This window comes from Brucella tritici, assembly GCF_902825325.1.
In the GTDB taxonomy this organism is placed as follows: Bacteria; Pseudomonadota; Alphaproteobacteria; order Rhizobiales; family Rhizobiaceae; genus Brucella.
The window spans coordinates 417032-436443 of record NZ_CADEAR010000002.1 but is presented as its reverse complement, the minus strand read 5'-3'; the positions used below and the strand labels follow the sequence as shown (position 1 = coordinate 436443).

The window sequence follows — 19412 nt, the reverse complement described above, 5'->3', positions numbered from 1 at the left end:
TTTCGTCCCTTCCGATTTCTTTAGAGTACGCCGTCGGCCTTGAGCTTCTCGACCAGTTCGGACACTGAACTGACCTTCACGCCAGCCTTACGGCCACCCGGCTCTTCGGTCTTCAGGACCTTGAGACGCGGCGCAATGTCGGCGCCGAAATCAGCGGGCGACTTTTCGTCGAGCGGCTTCTTCTTGGCCTTCATGATGTTCGGCAACGACGCATAGCGTGGCTGGTTCAAACGTAGATCGACCGTGACAATCGCCGGAAGCTTCACGTCGATGGTCTGGAGACCGCCATCAACTTCACGCGTTACCTTGGCCGAACCGTCGCCCAGCTCCACCTTCGAGGCGAACGTCGCCTGGCTCCAGTTGAGGAGCGCCGACAGCATCTGACCGGTCTGGTTCGAATCATCGTCGATGGCCTGCTTGCCGAGGAAAACGAGGTCCGGCTTTTCCGCATCGACCACGCCCTTCAGCACCTTGGCGACGCCGAGCGGTTCAACCGCTTCATCAACCTTGACCAGAATGGCACGATCAGCGCCCATGGCGAGCGCTGTGCGCAGCGTTTCCTGTGCCTGAGCCGGGCCAACTGAAACCGCAACGATTTCCGTCACCTTGCCCGCTTCCTTCAGTCGGATCGCTTCTTCAACTGCGATCTCGTCGAACGGATTCATCGACATCTTGACGTTCGCAAGCTCAACGCCCGATCCGTCTCCCTTTACACGGATCTTTACGTTGTAATCGACAACCCGTTTCACTGCGACAAGGACTTTCATCCGCGATTACCTCTTCAATAACTCTTGCAGCAGGACTATGCCGCCGTGAACTCCCACCTGCATGTCAAAATCCGACATGAAAGCGGCACCGGCGCAACTTGGGTTATGGCGCAAATGCGCTGCCTATCCGCCGGGAACCGGCACGAAACCTAAAGACGGTTGACGTGCACGTCAATCAGGGTTGGGCCGCTATATCGATTAAAATCAATTTATCTTGACAAGAGGTCATTCCGAAACTGCGCAACCCGGCGCCTCCTGTTTTCATGTCGTTTACAAGCCACACGCCATGCTTTAGGTAACGCCCCGTAATCCGGTCGCAGCCTACCCGGTCAAAACAAGGAACCCTGACTTATGAAAACGCTTGTCGTCTGCTCCGGCGGACTCGATTCCGTTTCGCTTGCTCACAGAATAGCAAGCGAACACCAACTTACTACCCTCCTCTCCTTCGACTATGCCCAGCGCCACAAAAAGGAACTGGATTCGGCCAAAGCCTGCGCCGAAAGGCTTGGCGTTCCCCATCAGGTCATCGACATCACCGATATCGGCGCCAGCCTGACCGGCTCTGCGCTCACCGACGATGTCGATGTGCCGGACGGACACTATGCCGAAGAAACGATGAAGATCACCGTCGTCCCGAATCGCAATGCGATCATGCTGGCAATCGCATTCGGTGTGGCGGCAGCACAAAAGGCAGAGGCCGTAGCCCTTGCTGTCCACGGCGGCGATCACTTCATCTATCCTGACTGCCGCCCCGGCTTCATCGATGCTTTCCAGACGATGCAGAACCATGCACTGGACGGTTATGCGAACATAAAGCTGCTCGCGCCTTATGTGCAGGCATCGAAAGCCGACATCGTTATCGACGGCGCAAAATACCGTACGCCCTTTGCCGCGACGTGGTCCTGCTATAAGGGCGGCGAACGCCATTGCGGGCGTTGCGGCACCTGTGTCGAACGACGCGAGGCCTTTCATATCGCGGGCATCGAAGACCCTACCCTCTATGAAGATGCAGATTTCTGGCGCAACGCCGTTGCACGGAGGAGCGCCTGATGTTTCGTATCACCAAGAAGTTTCACTTTTCCGCATCGCATCAGCTGACAGGTCTGCCCGCAGATCATCAATGCGCCCGGCTGCACGGCCACAATTATATCGTAGAGGTCGAACTCTCGGCTCCCGATCTGAACCAGCACGGTTTTGTCCGCGACTATCATGAGTTGGCGCCGTTCAAGCGCTATATCGATGATTGCTTCGACCACCGCCATCTCAACGATGTTCTGGGGCACAACCAGAGCACGGCTGAAGCCCTCGCCCGGCATTTTTTCGATTGGTGCCGTGAGCACTGGCCGGAAATTTCCGCTGTGCGGGTCAGCGAAACGCCCAAAACATGGGCCGAGTACAGACCGTGACACAGATACGCATCGCAGAAATTTTCGGCCCGACGATACAGGGCGAAGGTGTGTTGATCGGCGAGCCGACGGTTTTCGTGCGAACCGGTGGCTGCGATTATCGCTGCGTCTGGTGCGACAGCCTCCATGCCGTTGAAAGCCGTTTTCGCCATGAGTGGAAAGCAATGAGCGCGGAAGCGATCTGGGATGAAGTGACGACACTTTCCCGAAATCAACCTCTAACAGTGTCACTTTCGGGTGGCAATCCGGCCATTCAACCGCTAGGCCCCTTGATCAGGCTCGGCAAAACCGAAGGCTATCGCTTTGCACTGGAAACCCAAGGGTCGGTCGCACAAGGCTGGTTTTCCGAGCTCGACACGCTGGTACTGAGTCCAAAACCACCTTCAAGCGGTATGGACGTCGATTTCAATGCGTTCGCAACATGTGTCGAGGCTGCAGGTGGAGCGCCGAGAACGGTGCTGAAATTCGTCATCTTCGATGAAGAGGATTACGCCTTCGCTAAAGAGGTGGGCAGCCGCTATCCCGCTCTGCCGGTCTATCTCCAGCCGGGCAATCACACACCACCGCCGCCCGAGGCACACGACGCCGCAGTCGATATTGACGGCATCATGCGGCGGATGGAATGGCTGGTGGAAAAGGTGATTGCGGATGGCTGGTACGGAGCACACGTCCTGCCCCAGCTCCACGTGCTGATCTGGGGCAACAGGCGCGGTGTCTGATCAGCGGTTGGCACCGGGCACCCAAAGAATGTCCTGCGCACCATTATCATTGACGGTTCGCGATGCCACGAACAGGAAATCGGAAAGGCGGTTGATATATTGCAGAGCCTCTGCCGAAACGATCTCTCCTTCGACGCGGGCAAGCGCAACCATCAGGCGCTCGGCCCGGCGTGAAACCGTACGAGCAAGGTGCAATGCAGCCGATGCAGCCGAGCCGCCCGGAAGAATAAACGAGCGGAGCGGCTGCAAATCGGCATTGAGGAGATCAATATCGGCTTCCACACGCGAAACCTGCGATGCGACGATGCGCAAAGGTTCGTAGGCGAGCGGTTTGCCGTCATCCGGCGTCGAAAGATCTGCACCAAGATCGAAAAGATCGTTCTGGATACGGCCCAGCATGGCATCGATTTGCGAATGAGGATTATCTTCGCCGCCGGTGTGAAGACGCGCCATGCCAACGCAGGCATTGGTTTCATCCACCGTACCATAGGCTTCGACACGCAGGTCCGACTTCAGCCGCCGTGGCCCGCTGGCAAGCCCGGTTGTGCCCTTGTCGCCCGTGCGGGTATAGATCTTGTTGAGCTTGACCATATTTACTGACCGGTTTTCTGGCGAGCGAAATAGATCGCGCCGACGATCAGAACAATCGCAATGAACTGCAGGAAAACGCGCAGCTGCATCATCTTGTTCGAGAAATTGCCGTCACCGCCGCGCATCATGTTGCGCAGACCGATGATCAGAACGACGGCCACAGCAAACATGGCCACCATTGCCGCGCCCTTGAACAGAACGTCCATTTTATTTCCTTCCCATGCGCACTGTTCCTGACCTCATGACTGGTCGGATAGCATCCGGTAGAGCCAGCGTGCAGGCATCAGGCGCCGTGCCAGTGACCCAAGTTTCGCCGGTCTCGTCACCACATAATGCGGACGGGGACGCGGCGCCTCCAATGCATGAAGCAGTACAGCATAGACGGCTTCCGGTCCAAGCTTGTTCTTGGATTTTGTACCGCCACTTTCTAATTTCGCCATCTGGCGCTGGTAGAGCTCACGATGCACCGAAGCTTCCATATCGATATTGGCTCTGGCGTGACTGGCAGCATTATAGGTAAAGCGCGAAGCAATTGGGCCAGGCTCGATCAACGACACATCGATACCAGAGCCTTCCAGCTCCATGCGCTGCGCAAGCATCAGCCCCTCAAGCGCGAACTTCGACGCCACATAAGCGCCGCGCCATTTCATCGGAACCAATCCCAGAATCGACGAACAATGCACGATACGCCCATATCCCTGCTGCCGCATGACCGGAACAACGCGCCGGGTAAGATCGTGCCAGCCGAAGAAATTGGCGTCGAACTGCTGGCGCAAGGCTTCGACCGGCAAGTCCTCAATCGCGCCGGGTTGCGCGTAAGCACCATTGTTGAACAGGGCATCGAGCGTCCCGCCAGTCCGCCGCAACACCTCATCGGCAAGGGCAGCGATCGACTGCGGCTCCGTATAGTCGAGATAATGGGCTTCAATTCCCTTTGCCTTGAGTGCCTCAATATCCGCATCCTTGCGGGCGGTCGCAAATACGCGCCAGCCACGCTCATGAAGCGCTTCGGTACAATAGGCGCCTATACCGGAGGAACAGCCGGTGATGATGATATTGCGTTGTCGATTCTGACCGGAATGTGCCGGAGCCATAGGTTCGTTTCCCGCTGCGATTTCAACAAGCTTGCTTGATTCGGGTCCGGTTTAAAACGGGTCCCGCCCTTGCAATCCGCAGACCGATGCTAGATTTAAGGCCTTGAAACACAGGCTGAACACCTATCGAATACCGACCAAGGCTTTAGGGGACAAATCTGCGGATGCGAAAAATCAAACGTTTTCTCCGTCAGATCACCTACGACGTCATTGGTCATTTCAGTTCCGACGATGGCTGGGCTTTCGCCAGCCATATCGCGCTTTCCGGCCTGATGGCACTGTTTCCGTTCCTCATCTTTGCTACCACACTGGCGAGCTTTCTCGGCACCAAGGAATTCGCCGATACGGCAGTACATGTTATCTTCGATATGTGGCCATCGAATATCGCTGCCCCAATTGCCAACGAAGTGATGAACGTGCTGACCGTGCAGCGCAGTGGACTTCTGACATTGAGCGTGATTGCAGCGGCTTATTTTGCCTCGAATGGTGTCGAGGCGTTGCGCATCGCGCTCAACCGCGCCTATCGCGTCACCGACCAGCGCTCGATCATTTTCTGCCGCCTGCAAAGCCTGGGCTTCGTTCTGGTCGGCACATTGAGCCTGATGGCAATCAGCTTCCTGCTGGTTCTGGCCCCGCTTGCCGTGCGTATTGCCGAACAATGGTTTCCAGATATTGCGCCGTTCACCGGCACAATTGCCTTCTGGCGCTACACGGTAGCGGTGGCAGTGCTGGTCCTGGCACTGTTCATGGTGCATATCTGGCTTCCAGCCGGACGACGCAGCCTCGGTGATATCCTGCCCGGCATATTGATCACACTCATAGCCTGGCTTGCCGCCGCGATGGCCTTTGCAAAATATCTCGAAACCTTTGCCACCTATGTGACGACCTATGCAGGCCTCGCCTCGATCATGGTGGCGATTGTCTTTCTCTACATGCTGTCAGCAATCTTCATCATCGGTGCAGAAGTAAACGCTGCGATCATGATCTTTCGCAAGCGCGAACAACAACCCGAACTTAACTCATAACATCAACGCACGATCCGGTCCGAAAACCGGCTCCCGCTTTTCGGGATCATGCCCGGCGTAAAGTAGTCAGCGCAACGCCAAGCGTCGTCACCACCATGCCTGCGATCTGGATTGCCGATAGCGTCTCACCGAAAATCAGATAAGCCATGACCGCGGCAGTACCGGGCACCAGATAAAACAGCGATGCGACTTTCGACATTGCGCCTTCGCGGATCATCACAAGAAGTGCCAGAATAGCGCCGATGGAGATGGCAAGCGTCAGCCAGACCAGCGCAAAAATCAGTGATGGCGACCAGATGATGACACGTGTTTCGAAGGCGAAGGCGCAGATAGAGGTCAGAATGGCAGCAGCGATATATTGCACCGCCGTTCCGGCCTTGAGATCGCCAGCCGTGCCGAAACGCTTCTGCCAGACGGTGCCAGTGCTGATCGCCACTACCGCCAAGAAAGCCGCCGCAAGGCTTTTCGGATCAACGCCGCTGCCCGCCGAAAACTTTGGCCATACAACCATCGCAACACCGATGAAACCGATGAGAAGCCCTGTCCATTGCCGTCCGCTCGCCCGTTCTCCCAGAAGAATGGCCGCAATCAGCGTGGTCAGCATCGGCTGAAGACCCGCCACTAGACCGGACATTCCCGCAGGCAGGCCGTGGTGAACGGCCCAGAACAAGGCTGAAAGATAGACGCCATGTATGAGACATCCAGCAATCGCCGCATGAAGAAGTACATTGCCTTTCGGCCAGATGCTCCGGCTTGCCAGCGCCCAAAGCGTCATGATGACAGCCGCAATGGAAAAACGCACCGCCATGAAAGTGAACGGCTCCGCATAAGGCATGGACAGCCCCGCACCGATGAAACCGGTGGCCCAAAGCAGGACAAACATGATGGGGAAGAAACGGGCAGCCATGGCAGAACTCTCACTTTCGCGGCTCGCCTTATACCGGTTCGCAACTAACGCCTATCTCATAAAACTGAACGCAGCGTTGAATTTGCCAAACAGCCGCCCGCATTTTATGAAGCGGCATGAACAACGAACCTGAAACCATCTGCATTCTCGTCGATGCCGACGCCTGCCCGGTGAAAGCTGAAATCTATCGCGTGGCGGAACGACACAATCTGCCGGTCGTGCTGGTGGCCAACAGTTTCATTGCCATCCCACGCGATGCAGAACGTGTTGAACGGGTTGTCGTATCGGACAAGCTCGACGCCGCCGACGACTGGATCGCCGAGAATTCACGGCAGGGCGCAATCGTGATTACCGCCGATATCCCTTTGGCCAGCCGCTCGCTCGAAAAAGGCGCCTCGGTGATCGCTCCAAACGGGCGCGTTCATACCCAAAGCACCATCGGCAATACGCTTGCGACGCGCAATCTGATGGATAGTTTGCGTTCTGCAGGCGAAGTTACAGGCGGACCCGCTCCCTTTTCGCCCAAGGACCGTTCTGCATTCCTCTCGGCGCTTGATCTGGCCATCGTCCGGCTGAAACGCGCCGGTTTCATCTCAGGTTGATCGCATTGAGGCGGAGGCAACACCGGCACCGATCAGCAATGTCCCGCCCGTCCGATTGAAAATGCGCAGCGCCCGTTCGCTTGAGAAGAAGCGGCGTGCCCGGGTCGCCAGAAGCGCATAGGCAAAGGCGTTAAGAAAAGCGAGCACGAGGAACGTGCTTTCGAAAACCAGCATCTGGGTCAGAAAATCCCGGTGCGGACTCAGAAATTGCGGAAGAAAGGCAACGAAGAAGGTGATGCTTTTCGGATTGAGTGCCGTCACCAGCCAGGCATGAACCAGCATTCTTGCGGGATGCACCTTGTCGTGCCGCGCACTGGCATGAAGTGTTCCGCCAGCGCGAAACAATTTTATGCCAAGCCAGATGAGATAGGCGGCACCTGCCCATTTTACGGCGGTGAACACGGTTGCCGAAGCGACCAGCAACGCACCCACACCAAGCATGGAAAGCGTCATAGCCGTAAAATCCCCCAGCGCAACGCCAATCGCCATCGGGAAAGCCGCTTTCCAGCCCTGACCGAGTGCGTATGAAACGACGAGCAGAACAGTCGGCCCCGGAATAATCAGGAGCACGATGGATGCGGCGGAAAATGCAAGCCAGACTTCAAGGCTCATAGGCAACTCCCTCTTTGGAAGAGAAAACAAGCCACTGATTCTCGATTTTGTCGAGTGTTAGAGTCTCTGAGCGGCGTCGATCAGTTTCGCAGCTTCCGGGCTGTCCCACGGCGCCGGACCGTTCATGGATGCAATCTGGCACCCGTCCTTGTCGACCAGCAGCGTCACCGGAAGGCCAAAGGCCAGGTTCTTGCGCTTCAACTCGTTGAAGCTCGACATGGAAGCATCTCGGTGCAGGGTCAGATTCTTGATGCCGATTTCGTTCAGAAAGCCCTTGGGCTTGTCATCCGAACCAGTGTCGATGTTGATCGCGACGACCTCGAAATCAGCTCCGCCTTTTTCGGCCTCCAGCTTGTCGAGAGCGGGCATTTCCTCGCGGCACGGCGCACACCACGTCGCCCAGAGATTAACCAGCAGTGTCTTGCCCTTGAAATCGCCCAGCGTCATCTGCTTGCCGTCAGGTCCCGTAAAGGCAATATGCGAGACTGAGATCGGCTTTTCGGCAGCACGCATCGCAGCCACACCACCAGTCGCAGCTGCATCAAGTGCCTTCAGCTTATCCGCCTTCAACACGCATTGAGCCGAAGCTTCATCGTTTTCCGCAGAGACATTCGTCGAAACATTCTGGGTAACCACATTGCCAGAAGGGCGCTCCATCACGTATACCGCCCCAATACCGGCAATGACACCGGCAAGGGCTGCGAGAAGGACGATCTTGCGATTTCCCGATTTCGCCTTTTCGTTGTCTTCTGCCATGTCGCATCACTTCTTTCTATTATCCGGCCAAATCGTCACTCGGGGCATATGAGCATGAGCGAACAAAAATCAAGCAATCAGATGTGGGGCGGCCGTTTTGCCTCAGGACCCGATGCGATCATGGAAGAGATCAATGCATCCATCGGCTTCGACCGCAAGCTCTATGCGCAAGATATTCAAGGCTCACTCGCCCATGCAGCCATGCTCGCAAAGACGGGCATCATTACGGCAGACGACCACAAGCAGATCGAGCAGGGTTTGAAAACCATCCTCAAGGAGATCGAGGATGGCAAGTTCACCTTCTCGCGCAAGCTCGAAGACATTCACATGAATATCGAGGCGCGGCTGGCCGATCTGATCGGCCCTTCTGCCGGACGCCTGCATACTGCCCGCTCGCGCAATGATCAGGTGGCCGTCGATTTCCGCCTCTGGGTCAAGCAGGAACTGGAAAAGACCGCCATCGCCCTGAAAAACCTGATCGAGGCTTTTCTGGAACGCGCGGAAGAACACGCCACGACCGTGATGCCGGGCTTCACCCATCTCCAGACCGCACAGCCCGTCACTTTCGGTCATCACTGCATGGCCTATGTGGAAATGTTCGGCCGCGATCTGTCGCGCGTGCGTGATGCGATTGAACGCATGGACGAATCGCCGCTGGGCGCGGCAGCCCTTGCAGGCACCGGCTTTCCGATCGACCGTCACATGACGGCCAAGGCACTCGGCTTCCGCGAACCGACCCGCAATTCGCTCGACAGCGTTTCCGACCGCGACTATGCGCTGGAATTCCTGTCGCTCGCCGCTATCTGCGCCGGGCATCTTTCGCGCCTTGCCGAGGAAATCGTCATCTGGTCGACCCCGCAGTTCAATTTCGTGCGGCTTTCCGACGCCTTCTCCACCGGCTCCTCGATCATGCCGCAGAAGAAGAACCCGGATGCCGCCGAACTGGTGCGCGCCAAGACTGGCCGCATCAACGGCTCGCTGGTCGCCCTTCTGACCATCATGAAGGGTCTACCGCTCGCCTATTCCAAGGACATGCAGGAAGACAAGGAACAGGTCTTCGACGCCGCCGAAAATCTGGAACTCGCCATCGCCGCCATGGCTGGCATGGTGCGCGACCTGACCATCAATGTAGCGTCCATGAAGAAGGCCGCAGGTTCGGGCTATTCCACCGCGACCGATCTGGCCGACTGGCTGGTGCGCGAACTGGGCCTACCCTTCCGCGAGGCGCATCACGTCACCGGTCGCGCCGTGGCGCTGGCCGAAAGCCGCAAGGTCGATCTGGCCAAGCTCTCGCTGGAAGAGCTACAATCGATCCATCCGGGCATCACTGATGCGATCTTCGGTTATCTCACGGTTGAGAAATCGGTGAAGAGCCGTCAATCCTTCGGCGGGACAGCCCCGCAGGAAGTTCGCCGCCAGATCCGTTACTGGAAAAAGCGCATCACCAAGGCCTGATAAGCTATCAACATGACGTCATGTGGAATCATCTGCCGAACTGATGATTCCACTTTCGAGCATTATGAGTTAGACCTATCGCAAGATTATACGTTTCGGGAACCAAAGCTGATGACAGGCCGCTCCGCCATTTCTTCCGTGCTTCTGATCGCCGCGCTTGCGGCCATGCTCGCTGCTTGCGGTCGTAAGGGCCCGTTGGAGCCGCCGCCATCGTCGCTGATCACCGACGATCAGGGACACACCAAGCCGAAACCGAAGGAAGACAAGCCTATCATCCTCGACAAGCTGTTGTAAGTTTCTGCTGCAGGGCCTTCCCGTGAACCATTTCGAATATCGCAACGGCGTTCTTCACGCCGAAAATGTCAGCCTGCCTGAAATCGCTCAGGCTGTTGGTACACCTTTCTACGTCTATTCCCGCGCGACCATCGAACGTCATTTCCGGGTGTTCAGCGAAGCCTTCGCCGGTATGGAAACGCTGGTGACCTACGCGCTGAAGGCCAATTCCAACCAGGCCGTGCTGAAAACGCTGGCGAAGCTTGGCGCCGGTGCCGACACCGTCTCGGAAGGTGAGATCCGCCGGGCACTTGCTGCGGGCATCCCGGCCAATAAGATCGTCTTTTCAGGCGTCGGCAAGACCCCACACGAAATGGACTTCGCGCTGGAAGCAGGTATCTATTGTTTCAACGTTGAATCCGAGCCGGAACTGGAAATTCTTTCTGCTCGTGCCGTCAAGGCGGGCAAGGTCGCATCCGTATCGCTGCGCATCAATCCCGATGTGGATGCGAAAACACATGCCAAGATTTCTACCGGCAAATCCGAAAACAAGTTCGGCATTCCCCGCGTCAAGGCGCGCGAGGCCTATGCCCGCGCGGCAAGCCTGCCCGGTCTCGACGTGGTCGGCATCGATATGCATATCGGCAGCCAGATCATCGATCTCGAACCGTTCGACGATGCCTTTGCTCTGATGGCGCAACTGGTCAAGGAACTGCAGGCCGACGGTCACAACATCCGCCACGTCGATGTTGGCGGGGGGCTCGGCATTCCTTACCGTACTGACAATACGCCGCCGCCGCTACCCGTCGCTTACGCGGAAATCGTTGCAAAACACATCAAGCCGCTCGGCTTGAAAACCGTGTTCGAGCCGGGCCGCCTGATCGTCGGCAATGCCGGACTTCTGGTAACGGAAGTGATCTTCGTCAAGGAAGGCGACGCCAAGAACTTCGTCATTGTGGATGCGGCGATGAACGACCTGATTCGTCCCACACTTTACGATGCATTCCACGACATTAAGCCCGTAACCCTGCCGAAGGATGATGCGCCACGCATCCGCGCCGATTTTGTCGGCCCGGTCTGTGAAACCGGCGATTATCTCGGCCTCGACCGGGAAGTGGCAAAACCTGCTCCGGGCGACCTTATCGCCGTCTGTACGACGGGCGCATATGGTGCGGTTTTATCCAGTACCTACAACAGCCGCCTACTCATTCCCGAGGTGCTGATCGACGATGATCGCTATCATGTCGTACGCCCGCGCCGTACCTACGAAGAATTGCTGGCGCTCGATTCCGTGCCGGAGTGGCTATAAAACCCATGCATACAATTATCATGGCAAAGCCTCGCCTTTGCCATGATGCGTGTTATCCTGTTGCCAGATGAAAACGCGATACACGCCAGAAAGCCCAAATGACGGATCGTAGCAACGACAGGAAAGACGGGCCGCGCCCCGCGCGGGATGCCTTCCTGCGGCTCTTTTCCGGGGAAGGCGATGCTCTGCGTCGGCTCCGTCTCCGCGCCTTTCTATCAATCAGCTTCGAGCGCTTCTGGCTGCTGATATTGCCGCTGGTCCTTCTTGTCGGCCTGTTTTTCAGCCTGAGCTGGTTCGGCTTGTTCGGCATGATGCCGCGATGGCTTCATATCGGCGTGCTGGCGCTATTTGGTCTTGCCGGTCTTATTGCGCTTTATCTGCCGTTCCGATTTCGCCCTCCGACAGAAAGTGACATCACAAGCCGCATTGAGGCGATCAACGGTTTGGTTCACGAACCGCTTGCCGTCCAGACGGGCCATATGGCAACCGGAGAACACGATCCTTTCGCCGTCGCCTTGTGGCGGGAACATCAGCGCCGCATGGCAAACCGGCTTAAGAACCTGCAATCCGGCCTGCCCTATACACGCGTTCCCGAACATGACCCCTTCGGCATTCGTGCAGTGGTTGCCCTGCTCTTCGTGACTGCCTTCGCCTACAGCATCAGCCCGAACAGCGGCCGTATTGCCGATGCCTTTCATATCCGCCCAAGTGATGACAGTGCCATTGCCCGCATTGATGCATGGGTGACGCCGCCGCGCTATACCGGCCGTGCTCCGGTCTTCCTGGCTACGGCGAGCGACAGTGAACAAGCCGCAATCAACGTACCGCAGGGCAGCATTCTGTCGGTCCGCGTGATCGGTGGCGGTTCTGAACGCCTGACTGCGACCGATGTGAAGGGCGAGCGCCGCGACGTGCAGCCGGTAAGCGCAAAGGATGACCGAAAAGAGCCTGCAGAACAGGCCGTCGTCGATGGAAGCCGCAATTTCCGTTACGATTTGCAGCAGGACGAGACATTGGCGCTTTCGGGCACCGATGCTCGCTGGAAATTTGCCGTCACGCCGGACAACCCGCCGACGATCCACTTCACAAAGGAACCCGGGCATGCGCTGAACGGCACATTGCAGCTTTCCTATCAGATCGAGGACGACTACGCGCCCGTAAAAGCCGAGGGTGAGATTATCCCACTCAACAATGATGAGGATGAAGAGGCCGCACCGCTTTACGATGCGCCGGAACTGCCTCTTGCATTGCCCCGCCGCGGCGTAAAGGACGCTACGACGTCGAAGGACCTGTCCGAACATCCTTGGGCGGGCGAAAAAATTGCGCTCACGCTGGTTGTAACCGACGCCGCCGGACAAATCGGTCGCAGCGAAACCAAGATCATTACCTTGCCAGAGCGTCCTTTCAGCAATCCGCTCGCCCGCGCCGTTGCCGAGCAGCGCCGTATCCTCGCGCTCGATGCCACGCAACGCGACCATGTGCTCGACATGCTGTCGGCAATCACGCTTCGCCCGGAAGAAACCATCAAGAATGCAGCTCATTATCTGGGTTTGGTCACGATTGGCACGCGCCTCCGTCTCGCCAGGAGTGATGACGCCTTACGCGATGCGGCGGATTATATGTGGCAGGTCGCGCTTGGTATCGACGACGGAAACCTGTCAGCTGCCGAAAAGCGCCTGCGGCAGGCACAGGAAGCCCTAAGAAACGCTCTGCAGAACGGTGCATCGCAAGAGGAAATCGAAAAGCTTTCGGCAGAACTGCGCAAGGCAATGCAAGACTTCCTGCGGGAATTTGCCCAGCGCCAGCAGCAGAACCCGAATGCACGCCGCACCGCACCAGACCCCAATGCGCGAATGCTGACGGAAAAAGACCTGCAGCGCATGATGGACCAGATCGAAAATCTGGCACGTCAGGGCTCGCGGGATCAGGCTGAACAGTTGTTGTCGCAATTGCAGAACCTGATGAACAATCTCCAGATGGGGCAGACACAGCAGGGCCAGCAAGGTCAGGGGCAAGGCCAGCAGAACCAGATGCAGCAGCAGATGAACAAGCTCGGCGAACTGATGCAGCGCCAGCAAAAGACGATGAACGAAACTTTCGATCTCGATCAGAAAATGCAGCGTCAGTTCGGCGGCAGCGATGGTGAAGGCGAGTTCGACGACAACCTGTTCCCCGGCGATGACGGTTCCATGGGCGGCGGACAGCCGGGCGGTGAAGCTGATAACGGTCAAAGCGGGAAAGGCGATATTCCTCCTGATATGGCCGAAGCCATGCGCAAGCTGCAACAACAACAGAAGGACCTTCAGTCCGATCTGCAAAAACTGATGGACGACCTGAAGGGCATGGGCATTGAACCCGGCAAGGATTTTTCGGATGCCGGAAAATCAATGGGCAATGCCACTGATGCGCTCGGCCGCAGCGAAGGCGCAGAAGCAAGCGACCAGCAGGGTAGCGCGCTCGATGCGCTACGTCGTGGCGGGCGCGACATGATGCAGAAAATGCAGCAGGCCATGGGCCAGCAAGGTCAAGGGCAAAGTGGCGCCAATGGCAGTCGCGGAAGGGATCCCCTTGGTCGCCAGCAAGGTACCGGCGACAGCGGCCTCAACGATGACGTCAAGATTCCAGGTGAAATAGATATTCAGCGTGCGCGCGAAATTCTCGACGAAATCCGCCGCAAGCTCGGCAATGCGCTGACGCCGCAGATGGAAAAGGAATATCTGCAGCGTCTGTTGAAGTTCGATTGAGAAACAGGCCGCAGAACCTTTGAGGCTGAATCAAAAAGCGGCATGTGTGCGCGAAAATGGTGATTTTCGAGTACTGGAGCGCAATGTACGTCCGAGCATAGTCCCGAAAAGTTGCAGACTTTTCGGGACTATGCGCCAAAGAAAGCTACATGAGCACCGGAACGCAGGCAAATCGCCATTTGCAGCCACACAGGACGACTTTTGAAACAGGCTCTTATTCCATCACCCGACCAACATAAGGCAACTGGCGGAAGGCATGCCCGACGTCCATGCCATAGCCGACGACAAAATAGTCGGGGCATTCGAAAGCCACGAAATCGGCATCAAGATCGACCTTGCGGCGCACGCTCTTGTCGAGAAGAACAGCAATGCTGACGCTCCGTGCGCCCCGTTCCAGCATGAGTTCGCGAACGAACTTCAACGTCTTTCCGGATTCCAGAATATCGTCGATCAGAAGCACATCACGGTCACGCACATCGCTGTCGATATCGCGCAGCAGACGAACTTCCGTGCTTGTCGTTCCCTTGCCGTAGCTTGAAACGGTGATGAATTCGACATCGGGTTCCACACCTGCATCGTGCATCGCGCGGATGAGGTCGGCTGCAAAGATGAAGGAGCCCTTCAGGATCGAAATTGTCAGCAGATTGTGAAACTTGTGTTCAGCAATGGCCTTGGCGAGCTCGAGATTGCGACCGGCGATCTCATCCGGACTAAAGAGAACTTCGATTGTCTTGCCACCGACTTCGGGCATCTGCTGCTTCTCCTGATCGTTCGCTTTCGCGCAGACTTCGGCGCCCATCAAAGGTGCCGGAAAGGCACGCTCTATAGCACGGTTTGAGGAAATTGCACCCCACCGGATGAAGATGCTCCGGCTTCTCCATTTCCCAGCGTCGAGATTTCATATAGCGTGACCTGCATGCATCCAGACATCATCGAACTGCGATCATTTTACGACACGACACTGGGCCATCTCGCGGAGCGCGCGATCCGCATGGCATTGGCGGGTCTTTGGGGGCATGTGCCGGGAGAGCGGCTTGTCGGCATGGGCTACAGCCTGCCCTATCTCGACCGTTTCAGTGCCGATACAGAGCGCACATTCGCCTTCATGCCGGCTGGTCAGGGAGCCGTCGCCTGGCCTTCGGTAGAAAAAACAGCAACAGCGCTCGTTTTCGATGAGGAACTGCCGCTGCCCGATTCCTCGATTGATCGCGTGCTTATGGTCCATGCGCTGGAATATGCAGAAAACCCGACCGAAACGCTGAAGGAGATGTGGCGCGTCCTCGCGCCAAATGGACGACTCGTCATTGTGGTGCCCAACCGCCGCGGCGTATGGGCCCGCTTCGAACATACACCTTTCGGCAGCGGACGGCCTTACAGCCGGACGCAGCTAACGACCCTATTGCGTGAGGCGAATTTCACCGTCAGCACGGTGAGCGACGCCCTGCATTTTCCGCCCGCCACGCGGCGATGGATGATGCGGCCATGTCTTGCTCTCGAAGGCATGGGGCGACGGTTGTGGCCAGTCTTTTCAGGCGTTCTGGTGGTGGAGGCACAGAAGCGGCTATATCAGGGATTGCCTGTCGCCCAGCGTTCGTCGCGCCGCGTCTTCGTTCCGGTTCTCGCACCGCAAGGCACACCCGTTGGTGGATTGCGGAAAGTACCTGTGCAAAGCAACAAGTCAGACCGAAAGAATTAGGATACGTGCGCATCATCGCCTGTAAAAACGTACAGTTGCTGCAGTCGGCACGTACTATCGAACAAGGTTTTTCTCGACTTGAACGCAATGGCGGGATATGCCGCCACCGTAGTTTTAACATTGACCTTTTGGCGGAGCCAAAATCATGACCGATACGCAGAACCTTACCCGTCCCCAGCCCAAGGCAGGCCTGCTCGACATCGCAGCCTATGTGCCCGGCAAGGAACATGTGGAGGGCGTTGCCAAGGTCTATAAACTCTCCTCCAACGAAACGCCTATTGGTCCAAGTCCGCATGCTGTCGAAGCCTATCGACACGCAGGTGAAAAACTGGAGCTTTATCCAGATGGGCAGGCGCTGGCGTTGCGCGAGGCGATTGCGGAAACACAGGGGCTCAATATGGCCAATATCCTGTGCGGCAACGGCTCCGACGAACTGCTTGGCCTGATATGCCAGACTTATCTTGCTCCAGGCGACGAAGCCATCATCACGGAGCATGGTTTTGCCGTCTACAAGATCCAGACGTTGGGCGCCGGCGCCGCACCAGTTACGGTGAAAGAGAAGAATGAGCGTATCGACGTGGATGCCATTCTGGCCGGCCTGTCGCCGCGCACAAAGATCGTCTTCATTGCCAATCCGGCCAATCCGACTGGGACCTATCTGCCTTTCGAGGAAGTCCGTCGCCTTCACGCCGGACTGCCGAAGCACGTGCTTCTGGTTCTTGATGCGGCTTATGCCGAATATGTCCGTCGCAATGACTATGAATCCGGTCTCGAACTCGTTTCGTCCAACGAGAACGTTGTCATGACGCGCACCTTCTCGAAAATCCACGGGCTACCGGGCCTGCGTATCGGCTGGATGTATGCACCGCTGCACGTGGTCGATGCGCTCAACCGCATACGCGGGCCGTTCAACATGAACTCGGCCGCCATTGCCGCTGGCGCAGCTGCGATCCGTGACCGCGCCCATGTCGAAAAGTCGATCACTTACAATGACAAGTGGCTTGGCTGGCTGGCCGACGAGTTCACCAAGCTCGGCCTGCGGGTAACGCCGTCAGTCACGAATTTCCTGCTGATCCATTTTCCAGACAATGCCGCGCACTCGGCGGATAAGGCCGACGAATGGCTTTCCAAGCGCGGCTATATCCTGCGTCGCGTCGGCGGCTACGGTTTCCCCAATGCCTTGCGCATGACGGTCGGACCGGAAGAAGCCAATCGTGGCGTTGTCGCCGCCCTGACTGAATTTTTGAAGTAGAACAATGTCCACGGTCCATTTCGACAAGATCGCCCTGATTGGCATCGGCCTTATCGGTTCATCGCTGGCCCGCGTTATTCGGCGCGAAAAGCTCGCAGATCACATCGCCATTGCCACACGCAGCGGTGAAACGCTGAAACGCGCCGAAGAACTGGCACTCGGTGACAGCTACACCACCGATAGCGCTGAGGCTGTCAAGGATGCCGATCTGGTTATCGTTTCAGTTCCCGTCGGCTCGTCAGGCACGGTAGCGCGGCAGATCGCGACAAATCTCAAACCCGGTGCCATAATTACGGATGTCGGCTCCACCAAGGCTTCGGTGATTGCGCAGATGCAGCCAGAACTGCCGGACAATGTACATTTCATTCCCGGCCACCCTTTGGCGGGCACTGAGTATTCCGGTCCCGACGCTGGCTTTGCAGAACTCTTCACGAATCGCTGGTGCATCCTGACCCCCCTGCCCGATACAAATGAAGCGGCACTGGAAAAGCTGAGCGACTTCTGGGTCGCCTGCGGCTCGCGGCTCGACCGCATGGACCCGCAGCACCACGATCTGGTTTTGGCTATCGTCTCGCATCTGCCGCACATCATTGCCTATAACATTGTCGGCACGGCCAGCGATCTGGAACAGGTCACCAAATCGGAAGTCATCAAGTATTCGGCTTCCGGTTTCCGTGACTTCACGCGTCTGGCCGCGTCCGATCCGACAATGTGGCGTGACGTATGCCTGCACAACAAGGATGCTATCCTCGAAATGCTTGGGCGTTTTTCGGAAGACCTAGCCTCGCTGCAACGCTCAATACGTTGGGGTGATGGTGAAGCGCTATTTGATCTGTTCACCCGCACGCGCGCTGTTCGGCGCGGTATCATCGATGCCGGTCAGGAAGTAGATGCACCGGACTTCGGCCGTCAGGCTGCGACGCGCACGAGCGAAAAGTAAGGAACGGATAGGGCCGCAAACATAGTGTCCTACTCCCTTACTGCCTTATTCGCCTACTCTCTTAAAGAGCAGGCAACCGTCCGAGCGGAATAAATCCGGCGCTGACTTTACCTTTGCGAACGGCGATCTCCATAACGGGATTGCCGTTTTCGTCTTTCGGCATAGCCGAGAGAGCAAACAAAACGGTGGCGATATTGCCACCCTGCTCGGGAAACACTGTCTGCCCCACCTGCGCCAGCGATTGCGGATTAACGAGCGTCAGTTTCACATCAGCATTGACGAGCCCGTCGACACCGACCGAAAACGGCCCTGCAACAGAAACCATGGCTCCATTGGGCATGGACAGGAAAGCCTGATTGATCGTACCGGAATGTCCGCGCAGACGTTGATGGAAAGGGGTTTCGCTCCTTGCAAGCAGTGTCGCAGCATCTGCCACATCAATATCCGCGACGCCGTCGATTTCAGGGCTGGTGGCACTACCGATCACTGCCTTGGCAAGCTTCAATCCAGCAAAGCGGCCATTGATCTTCAAGGTTCCGTCCGCTTGGCTCATGCGGAAATCCATCTGCTCGAGCGTGCTGAGCGGCTCCGTCTTCGTAGTTTCGGTGCGAAGGCCAACCGCGACCTCACGTGCAGCCAACTCGATTTCGGTCGGGAACGGACGCGCCAGCCGGGTATTGGAGGTAAACTTGCTCCAGTTGACTTCCAGCGGCTCCAGCCCCGGAAACTCAATAAAGGCCGGACCTGTCAGTTCGTTCGAGAGTGAACGTGGCGCATAGACCGGAGAACCCGAAGTGAAACGTCCGGCGCGGAAAGACATACCCTCGGAAGGCCGCTGCCAGGAAATGCTGTCGCAAACGACATTGACGCGCAGCGGATAGCCGCCCATGCGCAGATCTTCGCATTTCACGCCAACACCCTGGGCAGCAAGCTTGGCCATGTCAGCCTCGGCGCGCGCCTCAAGCCTGTTTGCAATATAGAACCAGCCCGCCGTATAGCCAGCGATCAAGACAACGAGAATAATGATGAGCGCTATGGGGCGCTTTCTGGCTTTCGGTGCGTTCATTCCAGTGTGCGCCATTTCAAAAGCCTTACATTAATCAGACGGTTGTTTCGAAGAGCCTCACTCCGGGTTCAGACCAAATATCCAACCCCGATATGTTTTGCTCCTCCCGACTGTTGGCCATATTATGGCAGGAATGTGCCTTGTGAAGCGATAGAGAAGAAAAATCGAGGGATATCCGTTGATTACCGGTGGAAATCG

21 protein-coding genes are annotated in these 19412 nt (G+C 57.1%); 12 read left to right on the top strand and 9 right to left on the bottom strand.

Annotated elements, in window-relative coordinates; translation table 11 throughout:
- Positions 1 to 20 precede the first annotated feature (20 nt).
- Positions 21 to 767 carry an electron transfer flavoprotein subunit beta/FixA family protein gene (locus tag HWX93_RS04295; RefSeq protein WP_176036602.1) on the bottom strand — a complete coding sequence of 249 codons (747 nt, stop codon included), beginning with the start codon at positions 765 to 767 and terminating at the stop codon, positions 21 to 23.
- A gap of 351 nt (positions 768 to 1118) precedes the next feature.
- Here HWX93_RS04295 and queC point away from each other — a divergent pair, with 351 nt between their 5' ends.
- The 3 genes from queC to queE are packed head-to-tail and all read left to right on the top strand — an operon-like array spanning position 1119 to position 2892.
- A complete protein-coding gene (gene queC, locus HWX93_RS04290) occupies positions 1119 to 1817 on the top strand; it encodes a 7-cyano-7-deazaguanine synthase QueC (RefSeq protein WP_176036601.1) in 699 nt (232 codons plus the stop codon).
- Positions 1817 to 2173 (top strand): 6-carboxytetrahydropterin synthase QueD, encoded by a 357-nt coding sequence (gene queD, locus HWX93_RS04285; RefSeq protein WP_176036600.1) that lies wholly within the window; start codon positions 1817 to 1819, stop codon positions 2171 to 2173. The genes queC and queD overlap by 1 nt, the downstream gene beginning before the upstream one ends.
- Positions 2152 to 2892: a 7-carboxy-7-deazaguanine synthase QueE gene (gene queE / locus HWX93_RS04280; RefSeq protein WP_176036599.1), complete on the top strand. Its 741-nt coding sequence runs from the start codon at positions 2152 to 2154 to the stop codon at positions 2890 to 2892. Before queD ends, queE begins: the two co-directional genes overlap by 22 nt.
- Here the strand turns inward: queE and HWX93_RS04275 are convergent, their stop codons facing one another.
- The 3 genes from HWX93_RS04275 to HWX93_RS04265 are packed head-to-tail and all read right to left on the bottom strand — an operon-like array spanning position 2893 to position 4577.
- Positions 2893 to 3483 carry a cob(I)yrinic acid a,c-diamide adenosyltransferase gene (locus HWX93_RS04275; RefSeq protein ID WP_176036598.1) on the bottom strand — a complete coding sequence of 197 codons (591 nt, stop codon included), beginning with the start codon at positions 3481 to 3483 and terminating at the stop codon, positions 2893 to 2895.
- Positions 3484 to 3485: 2 nt separating this feature from the next.
- Positions 3486 to 3689 carry a twin transmembrane helix small protein gene (locus HWX93_RS04270; protein WP_010657522.1) on the bottom strand — a complete coding sequence of 68 codons (204 nt, stop codon included), beginning with the start codon at positions 3687 to 3689 and terminating at the stop codon, positions 3486 to 3488.
- 33 nt (positions 3690 to 3722) lie between these two features.
- Positions 3723 to 4577 (bottom strand): SDR family oxidoreductase, encoded by an 855-nt coding sequence (locus HWX93_RS04265; protein ID WP_176036597.1) that lies wholly within the window; start codon positions 4575 to 4577, stop codon positions 3723 to 3725.
- Positions 4578 to 4741: 164 nt separating this feature from the next.
- On the opposite strand from HWX93_RS04265, the gene HWX93_RS04260 reads away from it, so the two are divergent.
- Positions 4742 to 5602, top strand: coding sequence for a YihY/virulence factor BrkB family protein (locus HWX93_RS04260; RefSeq protein ID WP_176036596.1), 861 nt, complete (start codon positions 4742 to 4744; stop codon positions 5600 to 5602).
- 46 nt (positions 5603 to 5648) lie between these two features.
- Here HWX93_RS04260 and HWX93_RS04255 read toward each other — a convergent pair whose 3' ends face one another.
- On the bottom strand, positions 5649 to 6509 hold the full coding sequence (locus HWX93_RS04255) for a DMT family transporter (RefSeq protein ID WP_109988564.1): 861 nt from the start codon (positions 6507 to 6509) through the stop codon (positions 5649 to 5651).
- 116 nt (positions 6510 to 6625) lie between these two features.
- Between HWX93_RS04255 and HWX93_RS04250 the strand changes: the two genes are divergently transcribed.
- Entirely contained in the window at positions 6626 to 7111 is a 486-nt protein-coding gene (locus HWX93_RS04250) for a YaiI/YqxD family protein (protein ID WP_109988565.1), read from the top strand.
- Here the strand turns inward: HWX93_RS04250 and HWX93_RS04245 are convergent.
- Positions 7103 to 7723 (bottom strand): LysE family translocator, encoded by a 621-nt coding sequence (locus HWX93_RS04245; protein WP_109988566.1) that lies wholly within the window; start codon positions 7721 to 7723, stop codon positions 7103 to 7105. The genes HWX93_RS04250 and HWX93_RS04245 overlap by 9 nt on opposite strands.
- Before the next feature lie 57 nt (positions 7724 to 7780).
- Positions 7781 to 8479, bottom strand: a complete 699-nt coding sequence (gene tlpA / locus HWX93_RS04240; protein ID WP_109988567.1) for a thiol:disulfide interchange protein TlpA — start codon at positions 8477 to 8479, stop codon at positions 7781 to 7783.
- A gap of 54 nt (positions 8480 to 8533) precedes the next feature.
- On the opposite strand from tlpA, the gene argH reads away from it, so the two are divergent.
- The 4 genes from argH to HWX93_RS04220 all read left to right on the top strand — a co-directional run bounded on the left by argH (position 8534) and on the right by HWX93_RS04220 (position 14260).
- Entirely contained in the window at positions 8534 to 9934 is a 1401-nt protein-coding gene (gene argH, locus HWX93_RS04235; protein WP_109988568.1) for an argininosuccinate lyase, read from the top strand.
- 111 nt (positions 9935 to 10045) lie between these two features.
- Positions 10046 to 10228 (top strand): LPS translocon maturation chaperone LptM, encoded by a 183-nt coding sequence (gene lptM, locus HWX93_RS04230; protein WP_109988569.1) that lies wholly within the window; start codon positions 10046 to 10048, stop codon positions 10226 to 10228.
- A 22-nt stretch (positions 10229 to 10250) separates the two neighbouring features.
- Entirely contained in the window at positions 10251 to 11516 is a 1266-nt protein-coding gene (gene lysA, locus HWX93_RS04225) for a diaminopimelate decarboxylase (RefSeq protein WP_176036595.1), read from the top strand.
- 98 nt (positions 11517 to 11614) lie between these two features.
- A complete protein-coding gene (locus HWX93_RS04220) occupies positions 11615 to 14260 on the top strand; it encodes a TIGR02302 family protein (protein ID WP_176036594.1) in 2646 nt (881 codons plus the stop codon).
- A gap of 214 nt (positions 14261 to 14474) precedes the next feature.
- On the opposite strand, the gene hpt is transcribed toward HWX93_RS04220, so the two are convergent.
- The gene (gene hpt, locus HWX93_RS04215; RefSeq protein WP_061345194.1) at positions 14475 to 15011 is read right to left on the bottom strand and encodes a hypoxanthine phosphoribosyltransferase; all 537 of its coding nucleotides are present in this window, start codon (positions 15009 to 15011) and stop codon (positions 14475 to 14477) included.
- 165 nt (positions 15012 to 15176) lie between these two features.
- Between hpt and HWX93_RS04210 the strand changes: the two genes are divergently transcribed.
- The 3 genes from HWX93_RS04210 (at position 15177) to HWX93_RS04200 (ending at position 18148) form a co-directional block, all read left to right on the top strand.
- Entirely contained in the window at positions 15177 to 15956 is a 780-nt protein-coding gene (locus tag HWX93_RS04210; protein WP_109988572.1) for a class I SAM-dependent methyltransferase, read from the top strand.
- Between the two features lie 145 nt (positions 15957 to 16101).
- Positions 16102 to 17208 (top strand): histidinol-phosphate transaminase, encoded by a 1107-nt coding sequence (gene hisC / locus HWX93_RS04205; protein WP_176036593.1) that lies wholly within the window; start codon positions 16102 to 16104, stop codon positions 17206 to 17208.
- Positions 17209 to 17212: 4 nt separating this feature from the next.
- The gene (locus HWX93_RS04200; protein ID WP_176036592.1) at positions 17213 to 18148 is read left to right on the top strand and encodes a prephenate/arogenate dehydrogenase family protein; all 936 of its coding nucleotides are present in this window, start codon (positions 17213 to 17215) and stop codon (positions 18146 to 18148) included.
- A 61-nt stretch (positions 18149 to 18209) separates the two neighbouring features.
- On the opposite strand, the gene HWX93_RS04195 is transcribed toward HWX93_RS04200, so the two are convergent.
- Complete coding sequence (locus HWX93_RS04195) at positions 18210 to 19229, bottom strand: DUF2125 domain-containing protein (protein ID WP_176036591.1); 1020 nt, start codon at positions 19227 to 19229, stop codon at positions 18210 to 18212.
- Between the last annotated feature and the right edge of the window lie 183 nt (positions 19230 to 19412).

Bases quoted from the DNA above. Each gene is read 5' to 3' on its own strand.
- HWX93_RS04255 (WP_109988564.1), bottom strand. From the start codon at position 6,509: ATGGCTGCCCGTTTCTTCCCCATCATGTTTGTCCTGCTTTGGGCCACC.
- HWX93_RS04195 (WP_176036591.1), bottom strand. From the start codon at position 19,229: ATGGCGCACACTGGAATGAACGCACCGAAAGCCAGAAAGCGCCCCATA.
- queE (WP_176036599.1), top strand. From the start codon at position 2,152: ATGGGCCGAGTACAGACCGTGACACAGATACGCATCGCAGAAATTTTC.
- HWX93_RS04250 (WP_109988565.1), top strand. From the start codon at position 6,626: ATGAACAACGAACCTGAAACCATCTGCATTCTCGTCGATGCCGACGCC.
- tlpA (WP_109988567.1), bottom strand. From the start codon at position 8,479: ATGGCAGAAGACAACGAAAAGGCGAAATCGGGAAATCGCAAGATCGTC.
- lptM (WP_109988569.1), top strand. From the start codon at position 10,046: ATGACAGGCCGCTCCGCCATTTCTTCCGTGCTTCTGATCGCCGCGCTT.
- hpt (WP_061345194.1), bottom strand. From the start codon at position 15,011: ATGCCCGAAGTCGGTGGCAAGACAATCGAAGTTCTCTTTAGTCCGGAT.
- HWX93_RS04265 (WP_176036597.1), bottom strand. From the start codon at position 4,577: ATGGCTCCGGCACATTCCGGTCAGAATCGACAACGCAATATCATCATC.
- queD (WP_176036600.1), top strand. From the start codon at position 1,817: ATGTTTCGTATCACCAAGAAGTTTCACTTTTCCGCATCGCATCAGCTG.
- HWX93_RS04275 (WP_176036598.1), bottom strand. From the start codon at position 3,483: ATGGTCAAGCTCAACAAGATCTATACCCGCACGGGCGACAAGGGCACA.
- HWX93_RS04210 (WP_109988572.1), top strand. From the start codon at position 15,177: ATGCATCCAGACATCATCGAACTGCGATCATTTTACGACACGACACTG.
- HWX93_RS04295 (WP_176036602.1), bottom strand. From the start codon at position 767: ATGAAAGTCCTTGTCGCAGTGAAACGGGTTGTCGATTACAACGTAAAG.
- queC (WP_176036601.1), top strand. From the start codon at position 1,119: ATGAAAACGCTTGTCGTCTGCTCCGGCGGACTCGATTCCGTTTCGCTT.
- hisC (WP_176036593.1), top strand. From the start codon at position 16,102: ATGACCGATACGCAGAACCTTACCCGTCCCCAGCCCAAGGCAGGCCTG.
- HWX93_RS04270 (WP_010657522.1), bottom strand. From the start codon at position 3,689: ATGGACGTTCTGTTCAAGGGCGCGGCAATGGTGGCCATGTTTGCTGTG.
- HWX93_RS04200 (WP_176036592.1), top strand. From the start codon at position 17,213: ATGTCCACGGTCCATTTCGACAAGATCGCCCTGATTGGCATCGGCCTT.
- HWX93_RS04220 (WP_176036594.1), top strand. From the start codon at position 11,615: ATGACGGATCGTAGCAACGACAGGAAAGACGGGCCGCGCCCCGCGCGG.
- argH (WP_109988568.1), top strand. From the start codon at position 8,534: ATGAGCGAACAAAAATCAAGCAATCAGATGTGGGGCGGCCGTTTTGCC.
- HWX93_RS04260 (WP_176036596.1), top strand. From the start codon at position 4,742: ATGCGAAAAATCAAACGTTTTCTCCGTCAGATCACCTACGACGTCATT.
- HWX93_RS04245 (WP_109988566.1), bottom strand. From the start codon at position 7,723: ATGAGCCTTGAAGTCTGGCTTGCATTTTCCGCCGCATCCATCGTGCTC.